A 19,107-nucleotide genomic window follows, 5' to 3' on the forward strand; every position below is an offset into this window, starting at 1 on the left:
GACACCTACAACCGGGGGCGCAGCTCGGTGGTCATGCCGCGGGACTGCGGGAGCCAGGCCGACCAGCACTGGTTGCTCGACCGACCAGGAGGAACGGGCCCCGGTGATCATGTGGTGCTAGACCGGCATCGCCCCCGCCGCCCCCGCCGCACCGCTCCCGCCGCACCGCCCCCGACTGCGGGCGCGGGAGCCCGCCGCAAATAACGCTTGCATCACGACCGAAGATCGCGTGCAGCAGTCGCGAACCGGGCTCCGTCAGGTTGGGCGGGGGAGCCAAGGGGGCTTCGGGAGGGGCGAGGATGCTCAACAGACAGCAGCCGGGTGACCATGCGAACCGCTGACGTCCCTGCCTTCACGGCATTTGTGCACGCCCGGTCGTCCGCCCTCTTCAGGACCGCACTGCTGCTCACCGGCGAGCGTCATGTGGCGGACGATCTGGTGCAGTCCACGCTGGAGCAGGTCTGTCGGCACTGGCGCCGGGTCCGCTCCGCCGACGCGCCGGAGGCCTATGCGCGCAGGATCCTGGTGAACCTCGCCAACGACCGCTGGCGCAAACTGCGCGGACATGCGGAAGTGCCCCTGGACGACGGCGTCGGGGACGGACACGTCGATCCGTACAGAGGTCTCGTGGTCCGCGACGCCTTGATGCGCGAGCTGCAGTCCCTGCCGATCGGCATGCGCACCGTACTGGTGCTGCGGTACTTCGAAGATCTCGACGACGTGGAGATAGGCCACCTGATGAACATCTCGGCCGGCTCGGTCCGGTCCCAGGTGGCCCGGGGCCTGTCGAAACTCCGGTCGACCGTCGATGCCCAGGCAGTGCAGTCACGTTCAGGAGGGGCGGCATGAAGGACTACGACCTGGAGCAGGAGCTGGCCGCTGCCATGCTCGACCGTTCACGGCAGGAGCCGCCGGGCGGCTACGACGTCGACGGCCTCATCGGGTCGGTACGGCAGCGCCGCCGGCGCCTGCAGGCAGGTGCGGCGGCGGCCGTGGCGATCGTGGCCCTGGGCGCCGGCTTCCTGTCCCGAGCCGATCATGACCGCGTCTCGGTGCCCGTCCAGGCATCGACCGCGCCGAGTGTCGAGCTGCCGCCTTCACCCCCGCCCACCGAGCCGCCATCGCCCACGGCTTCGGCTTCGGCATCGAAACCGGTCTCCCCGGCCGACCCGGACCGGACGACGAACGCCCTGTTCCTCGCTGCCCTGCGCTACCAGAACCCGGCCACCCGCTCCCAGGTGGACCCGGTGGCGGTAGCAGCTCTGTTCGCCAACGAGTCCACGTACCAACGGATCTGGGGCGCCGACTCCAGCGGTGTGACCTGCGGCGCCTCGGTCGACGGCGTGCTGGCGGCGGGCGAGGTCCTGCTGTACCAGGGGGTTGCACGGCTCGATCGGGCCCCTTCGCTGACCTTCGACGGGGCCACGGGGAAGGTGACCGACCTGACCTGCAGGCCGGTCGTCGGAGACAGCAAGGGCGGCGACCCCACGGTTTCCGGCTTCTACGGCGGGCTGGTGGCGGCCACCAGGTCCGGAGACTCCACAGCAGTGGCGGGGCTCGGGGAACAGTTCGTGACCGCGAACCTTCGCTCCGGCCAGGGCCCGGCCGCCGGCACCTGCTCCTTCACCACCCCCCCGTTCTGGCTCGCCGACAACCCCTCGTCCGGAACTCTCACCCACGGATGGACCGTGAACCTCGGCGGCCACCAGGACTTCTCGATCGAGATCGACGAGAACGGGAAGATCTTCGGATCCTGCGGCAAGTGAGCCGCACCGGCCGCCACTGAGGCCAACGACACCGGACCGGGCGCGCACCGCGGCGCGCCCGGAGACCCCTGCACGCCCTTACCGGCCGATAGGCGATGTCCGCATGCCCGGATGTCGGAGAGCGAGTGCCCGCATGAAGCATCGGACAGCCTTCGTCATACCCGTACTCGTGGGCGTCGCCATGGTGGCCCACGTCGTGGTCCCGACCTCGAGTCCCGCCGAAGGCGCCCCTTCCGGCCCGCTGCCGACGTCAACCCCGTCAGCGGCGTCGACCCCGTCAGTGCCGGGCACGCTTCCCGAGCAACTTGCCGCCACACGTACGACAACGCCGGAACAGGCTGTGCGCCTCGCGCTCGACGGGCTCGGGGTGCACCACGGCCGGTACGCTCTCGCCGTCGAGGACCTCACCTCGGGCCGCTCGGCCGCCTACGGTTCGTCCACCGAGACCTTCACCTCCGCGAGCATCATCAAAGTCAACATTCTGGCCGCCCTGCTGCTGCAGACGCAGGACCGCGGAGGCCGGCTCAGCTCTGCTCAGCGACAACTGGCCTCCGACATGATCCGCGTCAGCGACAACGACGCGGCGCAGAAGCTCTGGACCGACATAGGAAGACGCCAAGGCCTGGACGCGGCCAATGCCCGACTCGGACTCACCCCGGCGCACGCCGGCCAAACGGGACCCTGGGGACTGACCCGGACCACGGCCGGTGACCAGATCTCCCTCCTGAAAGCCGTGTTCACCCAGGACTCCCCCTTGAACGCCGCGTCCCGGTCGTACCTGCGCACTCTCATGAGCGCCGTCACCGACGGACAGAACTGGGGCGTCGGCGCAGCGGGAGCGCCCGGCGACCCGCCCGTGCTCAAGAACGGCTGGCTCCCGGACGGGGCGCCTCAGCGGTGGGTCGTCAACAGCGTGGGCGTCGTCGAGCGCGCGGGACACAGTCTGCTCGTCGTCGTACTCACCGACGGTCAGCCCACGCGGGAGGCCGGCATCGCACTCGTCGAACAGACCGCGGCGACCGCGGTCGAGGCGCTGGTGCGAACGTCCTGAGCCCCCTCTCGTCCGATGGGCGCCCCCGGTTCCGGCGCGGATCCGGGAGGCGTTCCGGCCCGCAGGTCCGCGCCCGATCGCCGCGTCCAGTGCGTAACCACCCAAACGCCGCAAAGGGCGTCACGGCGTCAGGCCATGCCCGTGGGGCGTGGACGGTGGCCGGGGGCCGCCCCGCACGCCGGCGCCGCGGCGTCCCCGAAGGCACGCCGCGGCACCGGCCGACGCTGGGAGCTCGGGCCTGGGGGCTCTCTTTCGGCGGGCCTGCGTGGCTGGTCCCCCGGCGGGGGTCCCAGCTGCTGGTCCTGGCTGCTGGTCCCAGCCGTTGGGCGCTCTGCCTGGAGCGGCTCAGCTCGCGGTGGCCCGTACGTAGACGTCCGCGGCGCCGGCCAGGCCGGTGTTCGCGGGCGCCACGTAGATCTGTCGTCTGGTGGTGGCGGTGCTGCTGCTGGTTCCGGTGCTGCTGCTTGTGGCGGTGCTGTCGGTCGGTTGGGGCAGCTGTGCGGCCTCGGCGGGCTCCTCGCCGGGCAGGGCCGCCCTCAGGTCGGCGGGGAGGGGGACCGGGGCGCCCGGCTGCGGGAGGTCGTAGACGTGGAGGAAGTCGTCCAGGTTCACGTCGTCACCACCGCCGAGGCGGTAGTGGAGGTAGCCGACCGGAGTCCCGTCGGGTGCCCGGCCGTAGTGGGCGGCCTCCGGGATGTAGTAGCGGCCCTTGCCCGGGTGCTGCCCGGCGTGCAACTGCGCCAGCCGCTCAGCCCGGCTGACGTCGGTCTCGCGCGGAACGTGGTCCCGCATCACCGCGACCACGCCCCAACCGGCGACGGCCACGGTGAACACTCCGCACAGCGACAGAGTCCAGGCCGTCACCAGCCGCCCCACCTTCCGCCCCCGAGGCCCGGGCCCGGACCCGGGCCTGGGCCCGGCCTCGCCGATCCGCCCGCTGGTGTCGGACACCTGGTGTTCCCCCTCCCGGGAGGCCGTCCGCCCCCTCGCCTACCTGGACACCGTTCGGGGGTGGGGAGTTCCGTGAGCCCCCGCGCCGGGCGTCGGCGCGGCGGAGGCCTGCCTTCAGGCTTCCTGGTCGCCCTCGGGCTCCGGGCGGTCCTGGGGCTCCCGGCGACTGGCCGCCGAGCGCTGCTCGACGTAGGCGAGGCGCTCGGCGAAGACGCGCGCCGCGTCCGGGGTGAGGGTGCGCAGGGCCACCAGGGCCGAGAAGACCACGTCGCAGAGTTCGTGCTGGACGTCCTCCCAGCTGTGGGTGACGCCCTTGCGGGGATTCTGACCGGTGGCGCCGATGACAGCGGCGCCGACCTCGCCGACCTCCTCGGAGAGCTTGAGGATGCGCAGCAGGCGCTCCTCCTGTGAGGAGAGCAGGCTCTCCTCGTCCAACCAGGCGACCAGGTGGTCGACGCTCTCCCAGATCCTGCTGTCCATCTGCCCCGCTCCCGTACGGCTCCGCTGACGCCGACCACGCTACGGGAGTCGGACGGGCCGCCCCGGTCTGAGCCTTGGCCGCGGTCTCAGCCCCGGCCTCGGTCTCAGCCCCGGTGGAGGTCTCAGCCCCGGTGGCGGTTGGTCGGGGCGGACCGGCTGTCGCTGGGTCGGATCCGTTGGGTCGGCTCCCCGAAGCTGGTTCGGGGAGCCGACCCGGCTCGGCCGCAGCTCCGCTGCTGCGGCGCTGCGGCGCTGTGGTGCTGGTGGCTGCGGTCTAGCGGTTGCTGATCTTCACGTTGCGGATGTTCACCGGGAGGGTCGGGAAACCGTCGCCCGGGTTGTTCTGGTCGTCCTCGCCGCCGGCGGCGATCTTCTGGAGGACGTCCAGGCCCGCGGTGATCCGGCCGAACGGGGTGTAGGCCGGGGAGAGCTTGGTGTCCTTCCAGACGAAGAAGAACTGGCTGCCGTTGGTGTTCGGCCCGGCGTTGGCCATGGCCACGGTGCCGGCGGGGTAGACGGCGCCGGTCAGGTTCTCGTCCGGGAAGGAGTAGCCGGGGCCGCCGCTGCCGGTACCGGTGGGGTCGCCGCACTGCAGGACGTAGATCCGCTGGGTGGTGAGGCGGTGGCAGTGGCTGCGGTCGAAGTAGTCGTGTTCGGCGAGGAAGCGGAACGAGAAGGTGGTGCAGGGTGCCTTGTCCGTCAGGGCCTCGAAGGTGATCGAACCCTGGGTGGTCTTCAGCGTGGCGCTGTAGGGCTTGGCGGCCTTCTTGGCGTTGAAGACCGGGATGCCCTTGAAGTTGTCTGCGGGTACTGCCGGCGTGTACGTGCAGGTGGTGGCTGCCGGTGCGGCCGGCGGGGTCTCCGCGGCGGCGGTGCCGGTGGTCACGGCCAGCGGGAGGACAGTGGCGGCGGTGAGCAACGCCCAGTGTTTGCGCTTCACTTGACGAGCCTTCCGGAGGATGGTGGTCGGCGATGTTGTCATGGCGACATCATCCACGGACGGGGGGTGCTTCGGTAGACGCCGGGCGGTTCTTGGGGCGATTGGGTGGCCTGGGGCTGGGGCTGGGGCGGGCAGGCAGGCCGGGGCGTCGGTTCTGCTGGCGGGTTCGGGGTTTCGGCCTGCTGTTCAGGGGCTGGTGGTGGTCGGCGATTCTGGTGGGGGGTCATGTGAACAGGCCGGCCCGGGCGGCGAGGGCGGCGGCGTCGGCGGCCCGCTCGGCGGTGCGGGCGTCGAGCGCCTCGCCGGTGACGAACAGTCGGTAGTAGAGCGGGGCGGTTGCCGCCCGGACGACCTCGGCTCCGTCGGTGCCGGCGGGAAGCTCGCCTCGGGCCGTGGCTCGTTCGGCGACGCCGGCGGCCTGGCGGTGACGGGCGGCGAAGAACTCGCGTAGGGCGGCCGCGCCGACGTCCGAGCGCTGGGCGGCGGAGATCAGTGCGGTGGGGGTGGGGCCCAGCCGGGGGTCGGTGAAGACGGCGTACACCTCGTGGGTGATCCGACGGAGGTCCTCGCCGAAGTCCCCGGTGTTCGGCGCCTCCCAGGGTGCGTCGGCCGAGGCGGTGAGGGCGTCGGCGACCAGTCCGTCCACGCCGCCCCAGCGTCGGTACAGCGTCGCCTTGTGTACGCCGGAGCGGGCGGCGACGGCCTCGATGGTCAGCCCGTCGTAGCCGTTCTCGGTGACCTCGGCGAGCGTGGCGGTCACGACGTCAGCGCGGACGCGGGCGCTGCGACCGCCGGGGCGCGTGGCGGCCGTCCGGGAGGCGGGCGCCTGGGCGGCGGGCGGGAGGGGGTCGATGGGGCTGCTCTCACTCAAAGTCGACTCCAGTCGCATTAAGGCTTGCCGTGGCACTGGGGGCGTGCCATCCTCGATCTTAATGCGACTGGAGTCGCATTTCGAGAGTTCGGGTGCCGGAGGGCTTGGCGTCCGAAGGACCGGGCGTCCAAGAGCCCGAGGGCCTTGAGTGTTCGAGGCCGTGAGAGGAGTCCCATGACTGCCGCGATCCCCGACCCCACTGTGGTGCACCCCCTCGCCGGACATGACCGGGTTGTCCTGCTGCGCTCGCTGGTCACCGACCCGCGTATCGAGGTCGGCGAGTACACCTATTTCGACGACCCCGACGCTGCCACCGCCTTCGAGGAGCGCAATGTCCTCTACGCCTATGGGCCCGAACGGTTGGTGATCGGCAGGTACTGCGCGATCGCTACCGGTACCCGCTTCCTCATGGCCGGTGCCGCGCACCCCGATCTGGGGGTCTCCACCTTCCCGTTCACGATGTTCGGCGGCAGCTGGACGGAGCGGACCCTCGACATCGTCACCGGCCTCCCCAGTCGAGGTGACACCGTCATCGGCAACGACGTCTGGTTCGGCTACGGTGCCACCGTTCTCCCCGGAGTGCGGATCGGCGATGGCGCGATCATCGCCGCCGGCGCCGTGGTTACCGCCGATGTCGAGCCGTACACCGTTGTCGGCGGCAACCCCGCCCGTACGATCCGACGCCGCTTTGCGGAGGTCGACGTCGCCCGCCTGCTGCGTGCCGCCTGGTGGGACTGGCCCGTCGAACTCGTCACCGCTCACGTGCGGGACATCATGGCCGGCACCCCCGCCGACATCGAGACCATCGCCGAGGCCAACGGCCTGGTCGGCGACCGGTCGGATCGGGGAGTGGAGATCATGCCGAGGCGGTGAGCGCTCCGGTCCTACGGTGGTCCTGGTCCTGGTCCTGGTCCTGGTCCTGGTCCTGGTCCGGGTCCAGGTCGTGCGGGCGAGGTGTGTGCGCGGGCCGTGCGGGCGGAGACGCAAAGCCGTTGATGGACCGGGCCGGGATGCGCGAGGATGGCGGGCCTCACGCTCTGCACAGGGATCCGTCCGATGCCGTACGGGAATCTCGTCTGTCGATTCCGTCCGCTTCGGAAGGGCCTACGCATGCGCACCTCCTCCGCTTTTGTTCGTGATGTGCCGGTGTTGCTGGTCGCAGTGGTGTGGGGGTCGAGCTTTCTGGCGGTGCAACGGGTCGCCGAGCCGGGGACGGTCGTGGCAATGCTGGTGCTGCGGTTCGCGCTGGTGCTGCCGGTACTCGGAGTGTTCGCATGGAGTGCCCTGCGGGGGATGGGGCGCAGGGAGTGGCTGGGCGGCGCGCTGCTGGGCCTGGTCCTCAGCGGGATCTTCCTGCTGGAGACATATGGCGCGGTGCACACCTCGGCCACCAATGCCGGTCTGATCATCAGCCTCACGATGGTGTTCACTCCTCTCGCTGAGAGTGCCCTTGGTCGGACATCGCCACCGCGTGCCTTTCTGGCAGCGGCAGGCCTGTCGGTGCTCGGTATTGCGCTGCTTACCGGGGGAGGCGGGTTGAAGGCGCCTTCGCTCGGTGACCTGCTGATGCTCGGCGCTGCCCTGGTGCGGACCGTCCATGTGCTCACCATGTCCCGGATCCCCGCGATCCGGGGTACGGACTCGCTGGCTGCCACCTGGGTGCAACTCGCCACGGCGACCGCGGTCTTCGCTCTGGTGACGCCCTTCGCCGGCCCCGCCCCGTGGACCCTGGCGGCCTCGTACGGGCCGTCGCAGTGGGCCTGGCTGCTCCACCTGACTCTGCTCTGCACCTTGTTCGCCTTCTTCGTTCAGATGTGGGCGGTGCGTACCACCTCGCCATCCCGGGTCAGTCTGCTGCTCGGGACCGAACCCCTCTGGGCCGCCGTCTTCGGCATCACCCTGGCCGGCGACCACCTCGGCCCGCTGGCCCTGTTCGGCGCCGTACTTGTCCTCATCGCCACCGAGTGGGGCCGCCGTACGAGCGCCCCGGCCGCGCAGCGTGCGGTCGGCTCGGAGCCCGAAGCCGACCGGGAGCCCGACGCCGGCCCGGTGTCGACGACCACCCCGGAGCCGAGCCCGGAGCCGGCTCCAGCCGCGGCGCCGGCGTCGGCGTGACGGGAGAGGCTACCGGCGGCGCAGAGTGCGGCGTGCGTAGTCGGCGGTGACCGCGGCGACCAGTGGGCCCCAGGCTATGAGCGGGAGATAGCAGACGGTCATCACCAGGCCGGCGAAGCCGTGGGGGGAATCGGGGCTGCTCATGGCACTTGCCCAGCCGCCACAGACGGAGGCGACGCTGAGGTAGGTCAGGATGGCCGACCCGAGAGCGGCCGGGACGACGGCGGCCAGCGGGCGGACGCGCCGGCCGCCGATCAGGGGGAGCCAGCGGGGTGTGACCCGGCCCCAGGGGCGGACCAGGCCGACCGTCAGGAAGGCCAAGGTCTCGGCGAGTGCGCTGAGGACCACCGCGTAGACGGCTCCCCAACCGGGGTGCTGGTCCCCGGCGAACTTGGCCATCTCGCCGCTGGCCCCGACCGGGATCCCGAGGCCGAACGCGATGCGCCAGAGGCCGGAGGGGACCGTCGTCCAGACGGCGGCCTTGGCGGCGCGCTCGATCCAGCGCGGGGCGGGCGGCACGTCGTCGGCGACAGAGGTCGGGCGGACGGACGGCTTGGTGTCGATCGCGGTGTCGATCATGTTGGTGAACTCCCCTCCCGAGCGGCCCCGGTGGCCGATCGATGACTCAAGCGTGACCGCAGGGCGGGGTCGGCGGCAGATGCCGATCGGACTGTTCTGGCTGCTCAGAAAGGCGCGAGGAATGTGCCGATCGGCAGAGGCGGCCGACTTTGGAGATCCGTAGGCTGACGGCACTCGGGGGAAGGGAGTCGACGATGAGTCAGTTTCTTGCGCTGGCCGTTCCGGCGGTCATGCTGCTCGGTTGGGCGGTGCGGGCACGGGTCGGAGTGGCGGCCGTTGCGGGTGTGGCTGGGGCCGTGTCCGCAGCGGTCACCGCCGGTGTCTGGGCCGCGGGCCGGTGGGCGGAGTCAGACCGGTGGCCCGGGCTGGTCGGGCTGGCCGAACTGGCCTCCCTCCTGGTGTTGGTGGTGCTCGCGTTGCGCAGCGAGGAGGGGTGGCGGTGTGCGGCATCGACCTGGGCGGTCGGTGGTGCGGTGGCGCTCTGGCCCTCCCGGTTCGAGGCGATCGTCGGCCCGACGGATGCGCTGACGCTCTTCGGGTTCGGTTCGGCGCTCGCACTTCCCGCCGTCCTTGCCGGCCTGTATCTGCGGAGGCTTGACGACACCCGGCGGAGCTCGGTGGCTGCTGCCCGACGGACCCAGCGTCTGGAACTCGCCCACGACCTGCACGACTTCGTGGCACACGATGTCAGCGGCATGGTCGCCCAGGCGCAGGCCGGCATGGTGCTGGCCGCCTCCGATCCGGTCCGGGCGGCGGCCCTGTTCGAGCGGATAGAGCAGGCCGGGCAGCAGGCGTTGGCCTCGCTGGACCGGACCGTTCACCTGCTGCGCAGTGAGGAGGAGAACGCACTTGAGCGAAGCCCGCAGCCAGGCCTGGCCGAACTCGCAGAGCTCACCGAGCGGTTCGCCTCCTCGGGCGGTACCGAGGTACGGCTCGACGCGGTGCCGGACGGGCCGGCCATCCCGAGGGAGGTGGCGGCGACGGCGTATCGGATCGTGGTCGAGGCGCTGACCAACGTCCGCCGTCACGCACCATCCGCCCGATCCGTCGATGTCCGGGTGCGACGCGAGGGCAGGGGCCTGGAGGTCGTGGTGCGCGATGACGGTGGTGGCTCGCAGCCGCCCAGCCCCCGCAGGGGCGGCAGCGGACTGGCCGGGCTGGCGGCCAGGGTGGAGGCGTTGGGCGGGACGCTCACCGCGGCGCGAGATGGTGACGGCTGGCGTACAAAGGCAACCATGCCCTTGGAGGGTCGATGAGCATCCGAGTCCTGTTGGCAGACGACGACGAGACGATCCGCAGCGCGTACGGGATCATCCTGGACGCCCAGCCCGACATCGAGGTCGTGGGTGAGGCCGCGGACGGTCAGGAGGCGCTTGAACTGGCCGAACGATTGCGCCCTGACGTGATCCTTGCGGACATCCGGATGCCGCGGGTCGACGGGCTGGAGCTGACCCGGCGGCTCGGCGGTGAGTTCCGGGTGGTTGTGGTGACCACCTTCGACCTGGACGAGTACGTGCACACGGCGATTCGCTCCGGAGCGGCCGGGTTTCTGCTGAAGAGGTCGGGCCCGACCCTGCTGGCAGAAGCGGTTCGAGCGGCGGTCGCGGGGGACGCCCTGATCAGTCCGCAGGTCACCGTCCGCCTGCTGCGGCAGCTGTCGCAGCCGAATCAGGGCCGACGGGAGGAGAACGAGGGGCGGGAAAGCCAGGAAAGGCAGGGCCGGTGGGGGCGGCAAGGGGCGCGGGAAAGGAAGAAGGAGCTGGCGATGGAGGGCGCACAGGGAGGCCCGGGCGGACAACTGTCGGGGGGTCCCTTCGAAGATCTCACCGGGCGTGAGACCGAGATCGCCAAGCTCGTGGCCAGCGGTGCGACCAACGCCGAGATCGCGGCTGAGCTTTTCATCGCGGCCGGCACGGTGAAGAACCACCTGGCCACGATCCAGCGGAAGATCGGCGCACGGAACCGGGTCGGCATTGCGGCCTGGGCCTGGGAGAGCAGCATCTGAGACCGGTCTCCATCGGGCGGCCCGCCTCCGTCGGCCCGCCCGCGGGTCGGCCTGCCCTGGACACCCTCCGCCAGGCCCTGGATCCGCCGCCCCGGCAAGCCCTCGCCCCTGCCGGCGCCGGCCTCACCGCCCCTCGCTCGCCACCCTTCGCGCTCGCCACCCCCTCCGCGCCCTCCACCCCGCCACTCCTCGCGCCCTCAACCCCTCCGTCTAACCGCCCTCAGCCCTCACCGCTCCCTGTTCGCGCGCTTGTGAACGAAGGGTCAAGCGGACGTTCGGTGGCTCGCCACCCCTGCGAGTGAGGCCCATTAACACGTCAACATGACGCCCGGAAATTTGCCGTGGGCGGAGCATAGTTGATATAGGAGCAGGCCGCTGACCAGCTGCTTCGCAGGTAAATGCGACTGGTTGTGATCATTTGACTTCTTTGCGTTGACAACTCTGGGCATGCTCACTTTCATCACCATTCAAGAGGTGTCGTAGATCACAAAGATCACGGTGAACTGCGTGTCGCAGATCACAAGCCGACGGGCATAGGATGCGCTCGTTCCAGGCTTTGTGAACTGCCTCACATGAGGTGGATCTCGGGAACTGGAACACGGGTCCACCACAGCGTGACCCGTCGGTTCCGATCTGCAGTCAAGGACGACTGGACGGAGGGAGCGGGGGCTATGAATGCCTACGCGCCGATCCTCGTACTCGGTGCCATCGCGGCGGCGTTCGCGGTCGGCTCCGTCGTGATGGCCTCACTGACCGGCCCCAAGCGATACAACCGGGCCAAGTTGGAGGCGTACGAGTGTGGCATCGAGCCGACCCCGCAGCCCGTGGGCGGCGGTCGGTTCCCGATCAAGTACTACCTGACGGCGATGCTCTTCATCGTCTTCGACATCGAGATCGTCTTCCTCTACCCGTGGGCGGTCAGCTTCGACGCCCTGGGGATCTTCGGGCTGGTCGAGATGCTCCTGTTCATCGCCACGGTCTTCGTCGCATACGCCTACGTCTGGCGGCGTGGCGGTCTGGAGTGGGACTGACCGCTGACCTTGTGAACGGGCGGACAAGCCCGAACGGGCGGACAAACCACAGGACTTGAGCCACTTGAGGGCATTGAGAGGGATCTGATGGGAATCGAGGAGAAGCTGCCGAGCGGCTTTCTGCTCACGAGTGTGGAGACGGCCGCCGGCTGGGTACGCAAGGCGTCGCTCTTCCCGGCCACCTTCGGACTGGCCTGCTGCGCGATCGAGATGATGACCACCGGAGCCGGTCGCTACGACCTGGCCCGGTTCGGCATGGAGGTGTTCCGGGGCTCCCCCCGGCAGGCCGACCTGATGATCGTGGCAGGGCGGGTGAGCCAGAAGATGGCCCCGGTGCTGCGCCAGGTGTACGACCAGATGCCCAACCCGAAGTGGGTCATCTCGATGGGCGTCTGCGCCTCGTCGGGCGGAATGTTCAACAACTACGCGATCGTGCAGGGCGTCGACCACATCGTTCCGGTGGACATCTACCTGCCCGGCTGTCCGCCCCGCCCGGAGATGCTGATGGACGCCATCCTGAAGCTGCACGACAAGATCCAGCACGAGCCGCTGGGCGTGAACAAGCGCCGGGCCGAGGAGTTGGGCGAGGCCCTGGCACTCCAGGCCACCCCGGTCAGCGAGATTCGGGGGCAGCTGCGATGACCTCGGAGAACACCCCGAACGCCAAGAACACCCCGAACGCCGAGAACGAGCCGACCGCCAAGAATGAGCCGACCGCCGAGAGCGTCCCCGCCTCGCGCCGGGAGATCCCGGTCGAGGTGGTCGGCCGACGCCAGGGCATGTTCGGTGCCCAGGGCAGCGGCGACACCTCCGGGTTCGGCGGCCTCGCCGCCCCGATCGCCCTGCCGTCCGCCAGCGAACGCCCCTACGGCGGCTGGTTCGACGAGGTGGCGGACGAGCTGGAGGGGGCGCTGGAGGAGCAGGGGCTCGCCCCGTCGGACGTCATCGAGAAGACCGTCGTCGACCGCTCCGAACTCACCTTCCACATCGCCCGCGAGCACCTGCTGAGGACCGCCCGCACCCTGCGCGACGACCCGGCGCTCCGCTTCGAGCTCTGCCTCGGCGTGAGCGGCGTGCACTACCCGGGCGACAAGGGCCGTGAGCTCCACGCGGTCTACCACCTGCGCTCGATCACCCACGGCCGGTTGCTGCGGCTGGAGGTCACCGCTCCGGACGCCGACCCACGCATCCCGTCCGTGGTGAGCGTCTATCCGACCAACGACTGGCACGAGCGCGAGGCCTACGACTTCTTCGGCCTGGTCTTCGAGGGCCACCCGGCCCTCACCCGGATCATGATGCCGGACGACTGGCTGGGTCACCCGCAGCGCAAGGACTACCCGCTCGGTGGCATCCCCGTCGAGTACAAGGGCGCCCAGATCCCGGCGCCCGACCAGCGGAGGTCGTACAGCTGATGACCACTCAACACGAGCAGGCGGCGCACTACGAAGAGGCGCAGCCCCGCGAGACCACCGAGGGCCGGGTCTTCACGGTCACCGGAGGCGACTGGGGCGAGGTGGTCGAGGCCGTCGGCCGCGCCGACGACGAACGCATCATCGTCAACATGGGCCCCCAGCACCCGTCCACCCACGGTGTGCTGCGCCTGATCCTGGAGATCGACGGCGAGACGGTGACGGAGGCCCGCTGCGGTATCGGCTACCTCCACACCGGTATCGAGAAGAACATGGAGTTCCGCAGCTGGGTCCAGGGCACCACCTTCGTGACCCGGATGGACTACCTGACCCCGCTGTTCAACGAGACCGCCTACTGCCTGGCGGTCGAGAAGCTGCTCGGGATCACCGACGACGTGCCCGATCGCGCGAGCGTCATCCGGGTCCTGATGATGGAGCTCAACCGGATCTCCTCGCACCTGGTCTGCCTGGCCACCGGCGGTATGGAGATCGGCTCCACCACCCTGATGATCTACGGCTTCCGGGACCGCGAACTGATCCTGGACGTCTTCGAGCTGGTCACCGGCCTGCGGATGAACCACGCGTACGTCCGCCCCGGCGGCCTGGCCCAGGACCTGCCGCCCGGCGCCGTCGACCAGATCCGTGAGGCGGTGAAGACGCTCCGCTCGCGGATGCACGAGTACGACAAGCTCGCCACCGGCAACCCGGTGTTCAAGGCCCGCCTGGTCGACGTCGGCTTCCTGGACCTGCCCGGCTGCCTGGCCCTCGGCGCGACCGGCCCGATCCTGCGGGCCACCGGCCTGCCGCACGACCTGCGCAAGACGGACCCGTACTGCGGCTACGAGGACTACGACTTCGAGGTGGCGATCGCCGACGGAGCCGACTCCTACGCCCGCTTCCTGATCCGGCTGGAGGAGATGCGGCAGTCGCTGCGGATCGTCGAGCAGTGCCTGGACCGGCTGCGTCCGGGCCCGGTCATGGTGGCGGACAAGAAGATCGCCTGGCCGGCCCAACTGGCCGTCGGCCCGGATGGGATGGGCAACTCGCTCGACCACATCCGCAAGATCATGGGCACCTCGATGGAGGCCCTGATCCACCACTTCAAGCTGGTCACCGAGGGCTTCCGGGTCCCGGTCGGGCAGGCGTACGCGGCGGTCGAGTCGCCCAAGGGCGAGCTCGGCGTGCACGTGGTCAGCGACGGCGGGACGCGCCCGTACCGGGTCCACTTCCGGGATCCGTCGTTCACCAATCTGCAGACGATGGCGGCGATGTGCGAGGGCGGCCAGGTGGCCGACGTGATCGTCGCGGTGGCCGGGATCGACCCGGTGATGGGAGGCGTGGACCGGTGACAGACGTCCAGTTGGGGATGCCGGCGCTGCCGGCCAGGCCGTACCCCGAGGAGGTGCACACCCGCCTCGCCGCCGACGCCCGGGAGCTGATCGGCCGCTACCCGGTGGCCCGGTCCGCGCTGCTGCCGCTGCTGCACCTGGTGCAGGCCGAGGAGGGCTTCGTCAGTCCGACCGGCATCCGGTTCTGCGCCGAGCAGTTGGACCTCACCACCGCCGAGGTCACCGCGGTGGCCACCTTCTACACCATGTACCGGCGCCGACCCGCCGGGAAGTACCACGTCGGGGTGTGCACCAACACGCTCTGCGCGGTGCTCGGCGGGGACCAGATCTTCGACGAGCTCCAGCAGCACCTCGGGATCCGCAACAACGAGACCACCGAGGACGGCGAGATCTCGATCGAGCACATCGAGTGCAACGCGGCCTGCGACTACGCCCCCGTGGTGATGGTCAACTGGGAGTTCTTCGACGACCAGACCCCCGAGAGCGCCAAGCGGCTGGTCGACGACCTGCGGGCGGGCCAGGAGGTCAGGCCCACCCGTGGCGCCCGGCTCTGCAGCTTCAAGGAGTCCGCCCGCATCCTGGCCGGCTTCCCCGACGAGCGCCCCGGTGCGGTGGACGAGTCCGGTGTGGGCGGTGCGCCCTCGCTCGCGGGCCTGCGCCTGGCCAAGGGCGAGGCCCTGCCCGGCACCGGCGGCACCAAGGTCGTCTCGCCCCGTCACGAAGGGACCGAAGCGTGATGACCTCCGCCGAGCCGGCCGAGAAGCTGCTCACCCCCGTGCTCTCCGCCTCCTGGGACGACAGCCGGCCCTGGACGCTCGCCACCTACCGGCGCCACGCCGGGTACGAGGGCCTGACGGCCGCCCTCGCCATGCCGCCGGACGACGTGATCGCCCTGGTCAAGGACGCCGGCCTGCGCGGTCGCGGCGGGGCGGGCTTCCCCACCGGCATGAAGTGGCAGTTCATCCCGCAGAACGACGGGAAGCCGCACTACCTGGTGGTCAACGCGGACGAGTCCGAGCCGGGTACCTGCAAGGACATCCCGCTGCTGTTCGCCAACCCGCACTCGCTGATCGAGGGCATGATCATCGCCTCGTACGCGATCCGCTGCAACCACGCCTTCATCTACCTGCGCGGCGAGGTCGTCCCGGTGCTGCGCCGGCTGCAGGCGGCCGTCGCCGAGGCCTACCAGGCCGGGCTGCTCGGCAGGGACATCCTGGGCTCCGGCATCGACCTCGACATCACCGTGCACGCGGGCGCCGGCGCCTACATCTGCGGTGAGGAGACGGCGCTGCTGGACTCGCTGGAGGGCCGTCGCGGCCAGCCGCGGCTCCGGCCGCCGTTCCCGGCCATCGCCGGGCTCTACGCCTGCCCGACGGTCGTCAACAACGTCGAGTCGATCGCCTCGGTACCGCCGATCCTGGCCCGGGGCAAGGAGTGGTTCAAGGGCCTGGGCACCGAGAAGTCCCCCGGTTTCACGCTCTACTCGCTCTCCGGCCACGTCACCAACCCCGGCCAGTACGAGGCCCCGCTCGGCATCACCCTGCGCCAGCTGCTCGACATCAGCGGCGGCATCCGGTCCGGTCACCGGCTCAAGTTCTGGACCCCGGGCGGCTCCTCCACCCCGATGTTCACCGACGAGCACCTCGACGTCCCGCTGGACTACGAGGGCGTCGGCGCGGCCGGCTCGATGCTCGGCACCAAGGCCCTGCAGATCTTCGACGAGACCACCTGCGTGGTGCGGGCCGTCACCCGTTGGACGGAGTTCTACGCCCACGAGTCCTGCGGCAAGTGCACCCCCTGCCGCGAGGGGACGTACTGGCTGGTCCAGCTGCTGAAGCGGATCGAGTCCGGTGAGGGCGTCGACGGGGACCTGGAGAAGCTCCTCGACATCGCCGACAACATCAACGGCAAGTCCTTCTGCGCCCTGGGCGACGGCGCGGCGAGCCCGATCGTCTCCTCACTCCAGCACTTCCGGGCCGAGTACGAGCAGCACCTCGCCGAGCGGCGCTGCCCGTTCGACCCGGCCGCCTCCACCGTCTGGGCCGACGGCCCCCGCCCCGGCCACCAGTCCGCCACCGAAAGGGAGGTGCACGCGTGACGATCACAGAGCCATCCACCTCCAAGGCAGCGGTCGAACTGGTCACGCTCACCATCGACGGCGTCGAAGTGCAGGTCCCCAAGGGGACGTTGGTGATCCGGGCCGCCGAGCAGATCGGCACCCAGATCCCGCGCTTCTGCGACCACCCGCTGCTCGACCCGGCCGGCGCCTGCCGGCAGTGCATCGTCGAGATCGAGGGTCAGCGCAAGCCCGTCGCCTCGTGCACCATCCCGGTCGCCGAGGGCATGGTGGTCCGGACGCAGGTCAGCTCGCCGGTCGCCGAGAAGGCGCAGCGCGGCGTGATGGAGCTGCTGCTGATCAACCACCCGCTGGACTGCCCGGTCTGCGACAAGGGCGGCGAGTGCCCGCTGCAGAACCAGGCGATGTCCACCGGCGACGTCGACTCCCGCTTCGAGGGGATGAAGCGGACGTACGAGAAGCCGATCCCGCTGAGCACCCAGGTGCTGCTGGACCGCGAGCGCTGTGTGCTCTGCGCCCGCTGTACCCGGTTCTCGCAGCAGATCGCCGGGGACCCGTTCATCGACCTGATCGAGCGCGGAGCCCTGCAGCAGGTCGGCATCGGGGACGCGGAGCCGCTCGACTCCTACTTCTCCGGCAACACCATCCAGATCTGCCCGGTCGGCGCGCTCACCTCGGCGGCTTATCGTTTCCGCTCCCGCCCGTTCGACCTGGTCTCCTCGCCGAGCGTCTGCGAGCACTGCTCCGCGGGCTGCGCGCAGCGCACCGACCACCGGCGCGGCAAGGTGCTGCGCCGACTGGCGGGCGAGGACCCGGCGGTGAACGAGGAGTGGAACTGCGACAAGGGCCGGTTCGCCTTCCGGTACGCGCAGCAGCGCGACCGGATCACCACCCCGCTGGTCCGCGAGAACGGTGAACTCGTGCCCGCCTCCTGGCCGGAGGCGCTGGCGAAGGCCGCCGAGGGCCTGCGCGGCGCCCGCACCGGGGTGCTCACCGGAGGCCGGGTCACCGTCGAGGACGCCTACGCGTACGCCAAGTTCGCCCGGGTGGTGCTCGGCACCAACGACGTGGACTTCCGGTCCCGCCCGCACAGCGGCGAGGAGGCGGACTTCCTGGCCGCGGCCGTCGCTGGCCGGGGCGTCGACCTCGACGGCGAGGGCGTCACCTACGACGAGCTGGAGGAGGCACCGGCCGTGCTGCTCGCGGGCTTCGAGCCCGAGGAGGAGTCGCCGATCGCCTTCCTGCGGCTGCGCAAGGCCAACCGGGCCCGCGGCCTCAAGGTGTTCTCGATCGCCGCGTACGGCTCCCGGGGCCTGGCCAAGCTGCACGGTGCGCTGCTGCCGGCCGCCCCCGGCACCGAGGCCGAGTGGCTCGCCGCCCTCGCCTCCGACGAGCCGCTGAACGACGACGCGGGCCGCGCCGCCGAGCTGCTGCGCACCCCCGGCGCCGTGATCCTGGCCGGCGAGCGGCTGGCCGCCGCCCCCGGTGCGCTGACCGCCGCGCTGCGCCTCGCACACGCCACCGGCGCCCGGCTCGCCTGGATCCCGCGCCGGGCCGGTGAGCGCGGCGCCGTCGAGGCCGGCACGCTGCCCGGGCTGCTGCCCGGCGGCCGCCCGGTCTCCGTGCCGGCCGCCCGGGCCGAGGCCGCCGCGGCCTGGGGGGTGGCCGAGCTCCCGGCCCGGCTCGGCCGGGACACCGACCAGATCCTGGCGGCCGCCGCCGCGGGGGACCTGGACGCCCTGCTGGTCGGCGGTGTCGACCCGGACGACCTACCGGATCCGGTGCTCGCCGAGGAGGCGCTGGCCGGGGTCGGCTTCGTGGTCTCCCTGGAGCTGCGCCCGTCCGCCGTCACCGCGCAGGCCGATGTGGTGCTGCCGGTCGCGGCGGTGGCCGAGAAGGCCGGGACGTTCCTGGACTGGGAGGGCCGGGTGCGGATGTTCGAGGCCGCGCTCAAGCCCGACCAGCAGATGGGACGCCACCTCCACCCGGACCTGTGGGTGCTGAACATGCTGGCGGACGCGCTGGGCCACCGGCTCGGCCTGTCCGACGTCCGGTCCGCCCGGCTGGAGCTGGACGGCTTCACACCGTGGACCGGGGACCGCTCCGCCGACCCCGCCGCCCACCCCGGGCTGCTGCCCCGGCCGGCCACCGGCCAGGCGGTCCTGGCGGGTTGGCGCCTCCTGCTGGACGAGGGCTCGCTCCAGCAGGGCGATCCGCACCTGGCCGGTACCCGGCACCCGGCGGTCGCCCGGATCTCCCCGGTCACCGCGAAGGAGATCGGCGCCGGCGAGAGCGGCCCCGAGGAGTCCGGTGCCACCGCGGCGCTGCGACTGACCGGCCCGGCCGGCTCGCTCACCCTGCCGCTGGAGATCGCCGAGGACATCCCCGACCGCACGGTCTGGATCCCGCTGAACTCCACCCCGGGCGGCGCGTACCGGGCGCTCGGCACCACGGTCGGCCACCTGGTCACCATCGCCGCCGAC

General features: G+C 71.0%; 18 protein-coding genes and 1 pseudogene. 14 read left to right on the top strand and 5 right to left on the bottom strand.

The window, feature by feature from the left end:
- The first annotated feature begins 327 nt into the window (after nt 1-327).
- The 3 genes from ACIGZJ_RS18715 to ACIGZJ_RS18725 all read left to right on the top strand — a co-directional run bounded on the left by ACIGZJ_RS18715 (nt 328) and on the right by ACIGZJ_RS18725 (nt 2,817).
- A complete protein-coding gene (locus tag ACIGZJ_RS18715; RefSeq protein WP_396458419.1) occupies nt 328-849 on the top strand; it encodes a SigE family RNA polymerase sigma factor in 522 nt (173 codons plus the stop codon).
- On the top strand, nt 846-1,766 hold the full coding sequence (locus ACIGZJ_RS18720) for a hypothetical protein (protein ID WP_396458232.1): 921 nt from the start codon (nt 846-848) through the stop codon (nt 1,764-1,766). Before ACIGZJ_RS18715 ends, ACIGZJ_RS18720 begins: the two co-directional genes overlap by 4 nt.
- A gap of 340 nt (nt 1,767-2,106) precedes the next feature.
- Nucleotides 2,107-2,817, top strand: coding sequence for a serine hydrolase (locus tag ACIGZJ_RS18725; protein ID WP_396458233.1), 711 nt, complete (start codon nt 2,107-2,109; stop codon nt 2,815-2,817).
- Nucleotides 2,818-3,162: 345 nt separating this feature from the next.
- Here the strand turns inward: ACIGZJ_RS18725 and ACIGZJ_RS18730 are convergent, their stop codons facing one another.
- From ACIGZJ_RS18730 to ACIGZJ_RS18745, 4 genes are all read right to left on the bottom strand, one after another.
- Nucleotides 3,163-3,681, bottom strand: coding sequence for a hypothetical protein (locus ACIGZJ_RS18730; protein ID WP_396458234.1), 519 nt, complete (start codon nt 3,679-3,681; stop codon nt 3,163-3,165).
- A 201-nt stretch (nt 3,682-3,882) separates the two neighbouring features.
- Nucleotides 3,883-4,248: a MazG-like family protein gene (locus ACIGZJ_RS18735; protein WP_396458235.1), complete on the bottom strand. Its 366-nt coding sequence runs from the start codon at nt 4,246-4,248 to the stop codon at nt 3,883-3,885.
- A 274-nt stretch (nt 4,249-4,522) separates the two neighbouring features.
- A complete protein-coding gene (locus ACIGZJ_RS18740; RefSeq protein ID WP_392928378.1) occupies nt 4,523-5,188 on the bottom strand; it encodes a peptidylprolyl isomerase in 666 nt (221 codons plus the stop codon).
- Between the two features lie 223 nt (nt 5,189-5,411).
- The gene (locus ACIGZJ_RS18745) at nt 5,412-6,059 is read right to left on the bottom strand and encodes a TetR/AcrR family transcriptional regulator (protein ID WP_396458236.1); all 648 of its coding nucleotides are present in this window, start codon (nt 6,057-6,059) and stop codon (nt 5,412-5,414) included.
- 174 nt (nt 6,060-6,233) lie between these two features.
- Here ACIGZJ_RS18745 and ACIGZJ_RS18750 point away from each other — a divergent pair, with 174 nt between their 5' ends.
- Entirely contained in the window at nt 6,234-6,932 is a 699-nt protein-coding gene (locus tag ACIGZJ_RS18750; RefSeq protein ID WP_396458237.1) for a CatB-related O-acetyltransferase, read from the top strand.
- Nucleotides 6,933-7,169: 237 nt separating this feature from the next.
- Nucleotides 7,170-8,174: a DMT family transporter gene (locus ACIGZJ_RS18755; protein WP_396458238.1), complete on the top strand. Its 1,005-nt coding sequence runs from the start codon at nt 7,170-7,172 to the stop codon at nt 8,172-8,174.
- Nucleotides 8,175-8,183: 9 nt separating this feature from the next.
- Here ACIGZJ_RS18755 and ACIGZJ_RS18760 read toward each other — a convergent pair whose 3' ends face one another.
- Entirely contained in the window at nt 8,184-8,753 is a 570-nt protein-coding gene (locus ACIGZJ_RS18760) for a hypothetical protein (RefSeq protein WP_396458239.1), read from the bottom strand.
- Between the two features lie 194 nt (nt 8,754-8,947).
- Here ACIGZJ_RS18760 and ACIGZJ_RS18765 point away from each other — a divergent pair, with 194 nt between their 5' ends.
- The 9 genes and pseudogenes from ACIGZJ_RS18765 to ACIGZJ_RS18805 all read left to right on the top strand — a co-directional run.
- The gene (locus ACIGZJ_RS18765; protein ID WP_396458240.1) at nt 8,948-10,009 is read left to right on the top strand and encodes a sensor histidine kinase; all 1,062 of its coding nucleotides are present in this window, start codon (nt 8,948-8,950) and stop codon (nt 10,007-10,009) included.
- Nucleotides 10,006-10,758, top strand: a complete 753-nt coding sequence (locus ACIGZJ_RS18770; RefSeq protein ID WP_396458241.1) for a response regulator — start codon at nt 10,006-10,008, stop codon at nt 10,756-10,758. The genes ACIGZJ_RS18765 and ACIGZJ_RS18770 overlap by 4 nt, the downstream gene beginning before the upstream one ends.
- Before the next feature lie 671 nt (nt 10,759-11,429).
- Nucleotides 11,430-11,789, top strand: a complete 360-nt coding sequence (locus tag ACIGZJ_RS18775; protein ID WP_014137597.1) for an NADH-quinone oxidoreductase subunit A — start codon at nt 11,430-11,432, stop codon at nt 11,787-11,789.
- An 87-nt stretch (nt 11,790-11,876) separates the two neighbouring features.
- On the top strand, nt 11,877-12,431 hold the full coding sequence (locus ACIGZJ_RS18780; RefSeq protein ID WP_392928392.1) for a NuoB/complex I 20 kDa subunit family protein: 555 nt from the start codon (nt 11,877-11,879) through the stop codon (nt 12,429-12,431).
- Entirely contained in the window at nt 12,428-13,201 is a 774-nt protein-coding gene (locus tag ACIGZJ_RS18785; RefSeq protein ID WP_396458242.1) for an NADH-quinone oxidoreductase subunit C, read from the top strand. Before ACIGZJ_RS18780 ends, ACIGZJ_RS18785 begins: the two co-directional genes overlap by 4 nt.
- Nucleotides 13,201-14,547: an NADH-quinone oxidoreductase subunit D gene (locus ACIGZJ_RS18790; protein ID WP_392928397.1), complete on the top strand. Its 1,347-nt coding sequence runs from the start codon at nt 13,201-13,203 to the stop codon at nt 14,545-14,547. The genes ACIGZJ_RS18785 and ACIGZJ_RS18790 overlap by 1 nt, the downstream gene beginning before the upstream one ends.
- Nucleotides 14,544-15,284, top strand: coding sequence for an NADH-quinone oxidoreductase subunit NuoE (gene nuoE, locus ACIGZJ_RS18795; RefSeq protein ID WP_387942099.1), 741 nt, complete (start codon nt 14,544-14,546; stop codon nt 15,282-15,284). The genes ACIGZJ_RS18790 and nuoE overlap by 4 nt, the downstream gene beginning before the upstream one ends.
- Nucleotides 15,284-16,645 (top strand): NADH-quinone oxidoreductase subunit NuoF, encoded by a 1,362-nt coding sequence (nuoF, locus tag ACIGZJ_RS18800; protein ID WP_396458243.1) that lies wholly within the window; start codon nt 15,284-15,286, stop codon nt 16,643-16,645. The genes nuoE and nuoF overlap by 1 nt, the downstream gene beginning before the upstream one ends.
- Nucleotides 16,642-19,098 (top strand): annotated as a pseudogene (locus ACIGZJ_RS18805) (NADH-quinone oxidoreductase subunit G); the annotation flags it as partial. The gene nuoF and the pseudogene ACIGZJ_RS18805, both read left to right, overlap by 4 nt.
- Between the last annotated feature and the right edge of the window lie 9 nt (nt 19,099-19,107).

Origin of the sequence: Kitasatospora sp. NPDC052868, assembly GCF_044547105.1 — a bacterium.
Lineage (GTDB): Bacteria > Actinomycetota > Actinomycetes > Streptomycetales > Streptomycetaceae > Kitasatospora.

What these genes read in the sequence shown, in the direction of transcription:
- ACIGZJ_RS18715 (WP_396458419.1), top strand. Translation starts at nt 328, where the DNA reads ATGCGAACCGCTGACGTCCCTGCCTTCACGGCATTTGTGCACGCCCGG.
- ACIGZJ_RS18770 (WP_396458241.1), top strand. Translation starts at nt 10,006, where the DNA reads ATGAGCATCCGAGTCCTGTTGGCAGACGACGACGAGACGATCCGCAGC.
- ACIGZJ_RS18785 (WP_396458242.1), top strand. Translation starts at nt 12,428, where the DNA reads ATGACCTCGGAGAACACCCCGAACGCCAAGAACACCCCGAACGCCGAG.
- ACIGZJ_RS18790 (WP_392928397.1), top strand. Translation starts at nt 13,201, where the DNA reads ATGACCACTCAACACGAGCAGGCGGCGCACTACGAAGAGGCGCAGCCC.
- ACIGZJ_RS18755 (WP_396458238.1), top strand. Translation starts at nt 7,170, where the DNA reads ATGCGCACCTCCTCCGCTTTTGTTCGTGATGTGCCGGTGTTGCTGGTC.
- nuoF (WP_396458243.1), top strand. Translation starts at nt 15,284, where the DNA reads ATGACCTCCGCCGAGCCGGCCGAGAAGCTGCTCACCCCCGTGCTCTCC.
- ACIGZJ_RS18775 (WP_014137597.1), top strand. Translation starts at nt 11,430, where the DNA reads ATGAATGCCTACGCGCCGATCCTCGTACTCGGTGCCATCGCGGCGGCG.
- ACIGZJ_RS18765 (WP_396458240.1), top strand. Translation starts at nt 8,948, where the DNA reads ATGAGTCAGTTTCTTGCGCTGGCCGTTCCGGCGGTCATGCTGCTCGGT.
- ACIGZJ_RS18720 (WP_396458232.1), top strand. Translation starts at nt 846, where the DNA reads ATGAAGGACTACGACCTGGAGCAGGAGCTGGCCGCTGCCATGCTCGAC.
- ACIGZJ_RS18735 (WP_396458235.1), bottom strand. Translation starts at nt 4,248, where the DNA reads ATGGACAGCAGGATCTGGGAGAGCGTCGACCACCTGGTCGCCTGGTTG.
- ACIGZJ_RS18750 (WP_396458237.1), top strand. Translation starts at nt 6,234, where the DNA reads ATGACTGCCGCGATCCCCGACCCCACTGTGGTGCACCCCCTCGCCGGA.
- ACIGZJ_RS18760 (WP_396458239.1), bottom strand. Translation starts at nt 8,753, where the DNA reads ATGATCGACACCGCGATCGACACCAAGCCGTCCGTCCGCCCGACCTCT.
- ACIGZJ_RS18780 (WP_392928392.1), top strand. Translation starts at nt 11,877, where the DNA reads ATGGGAATCGAGGAGAAGCTGCCGAGCGGCTTTCTGCTCACGAGTGTG.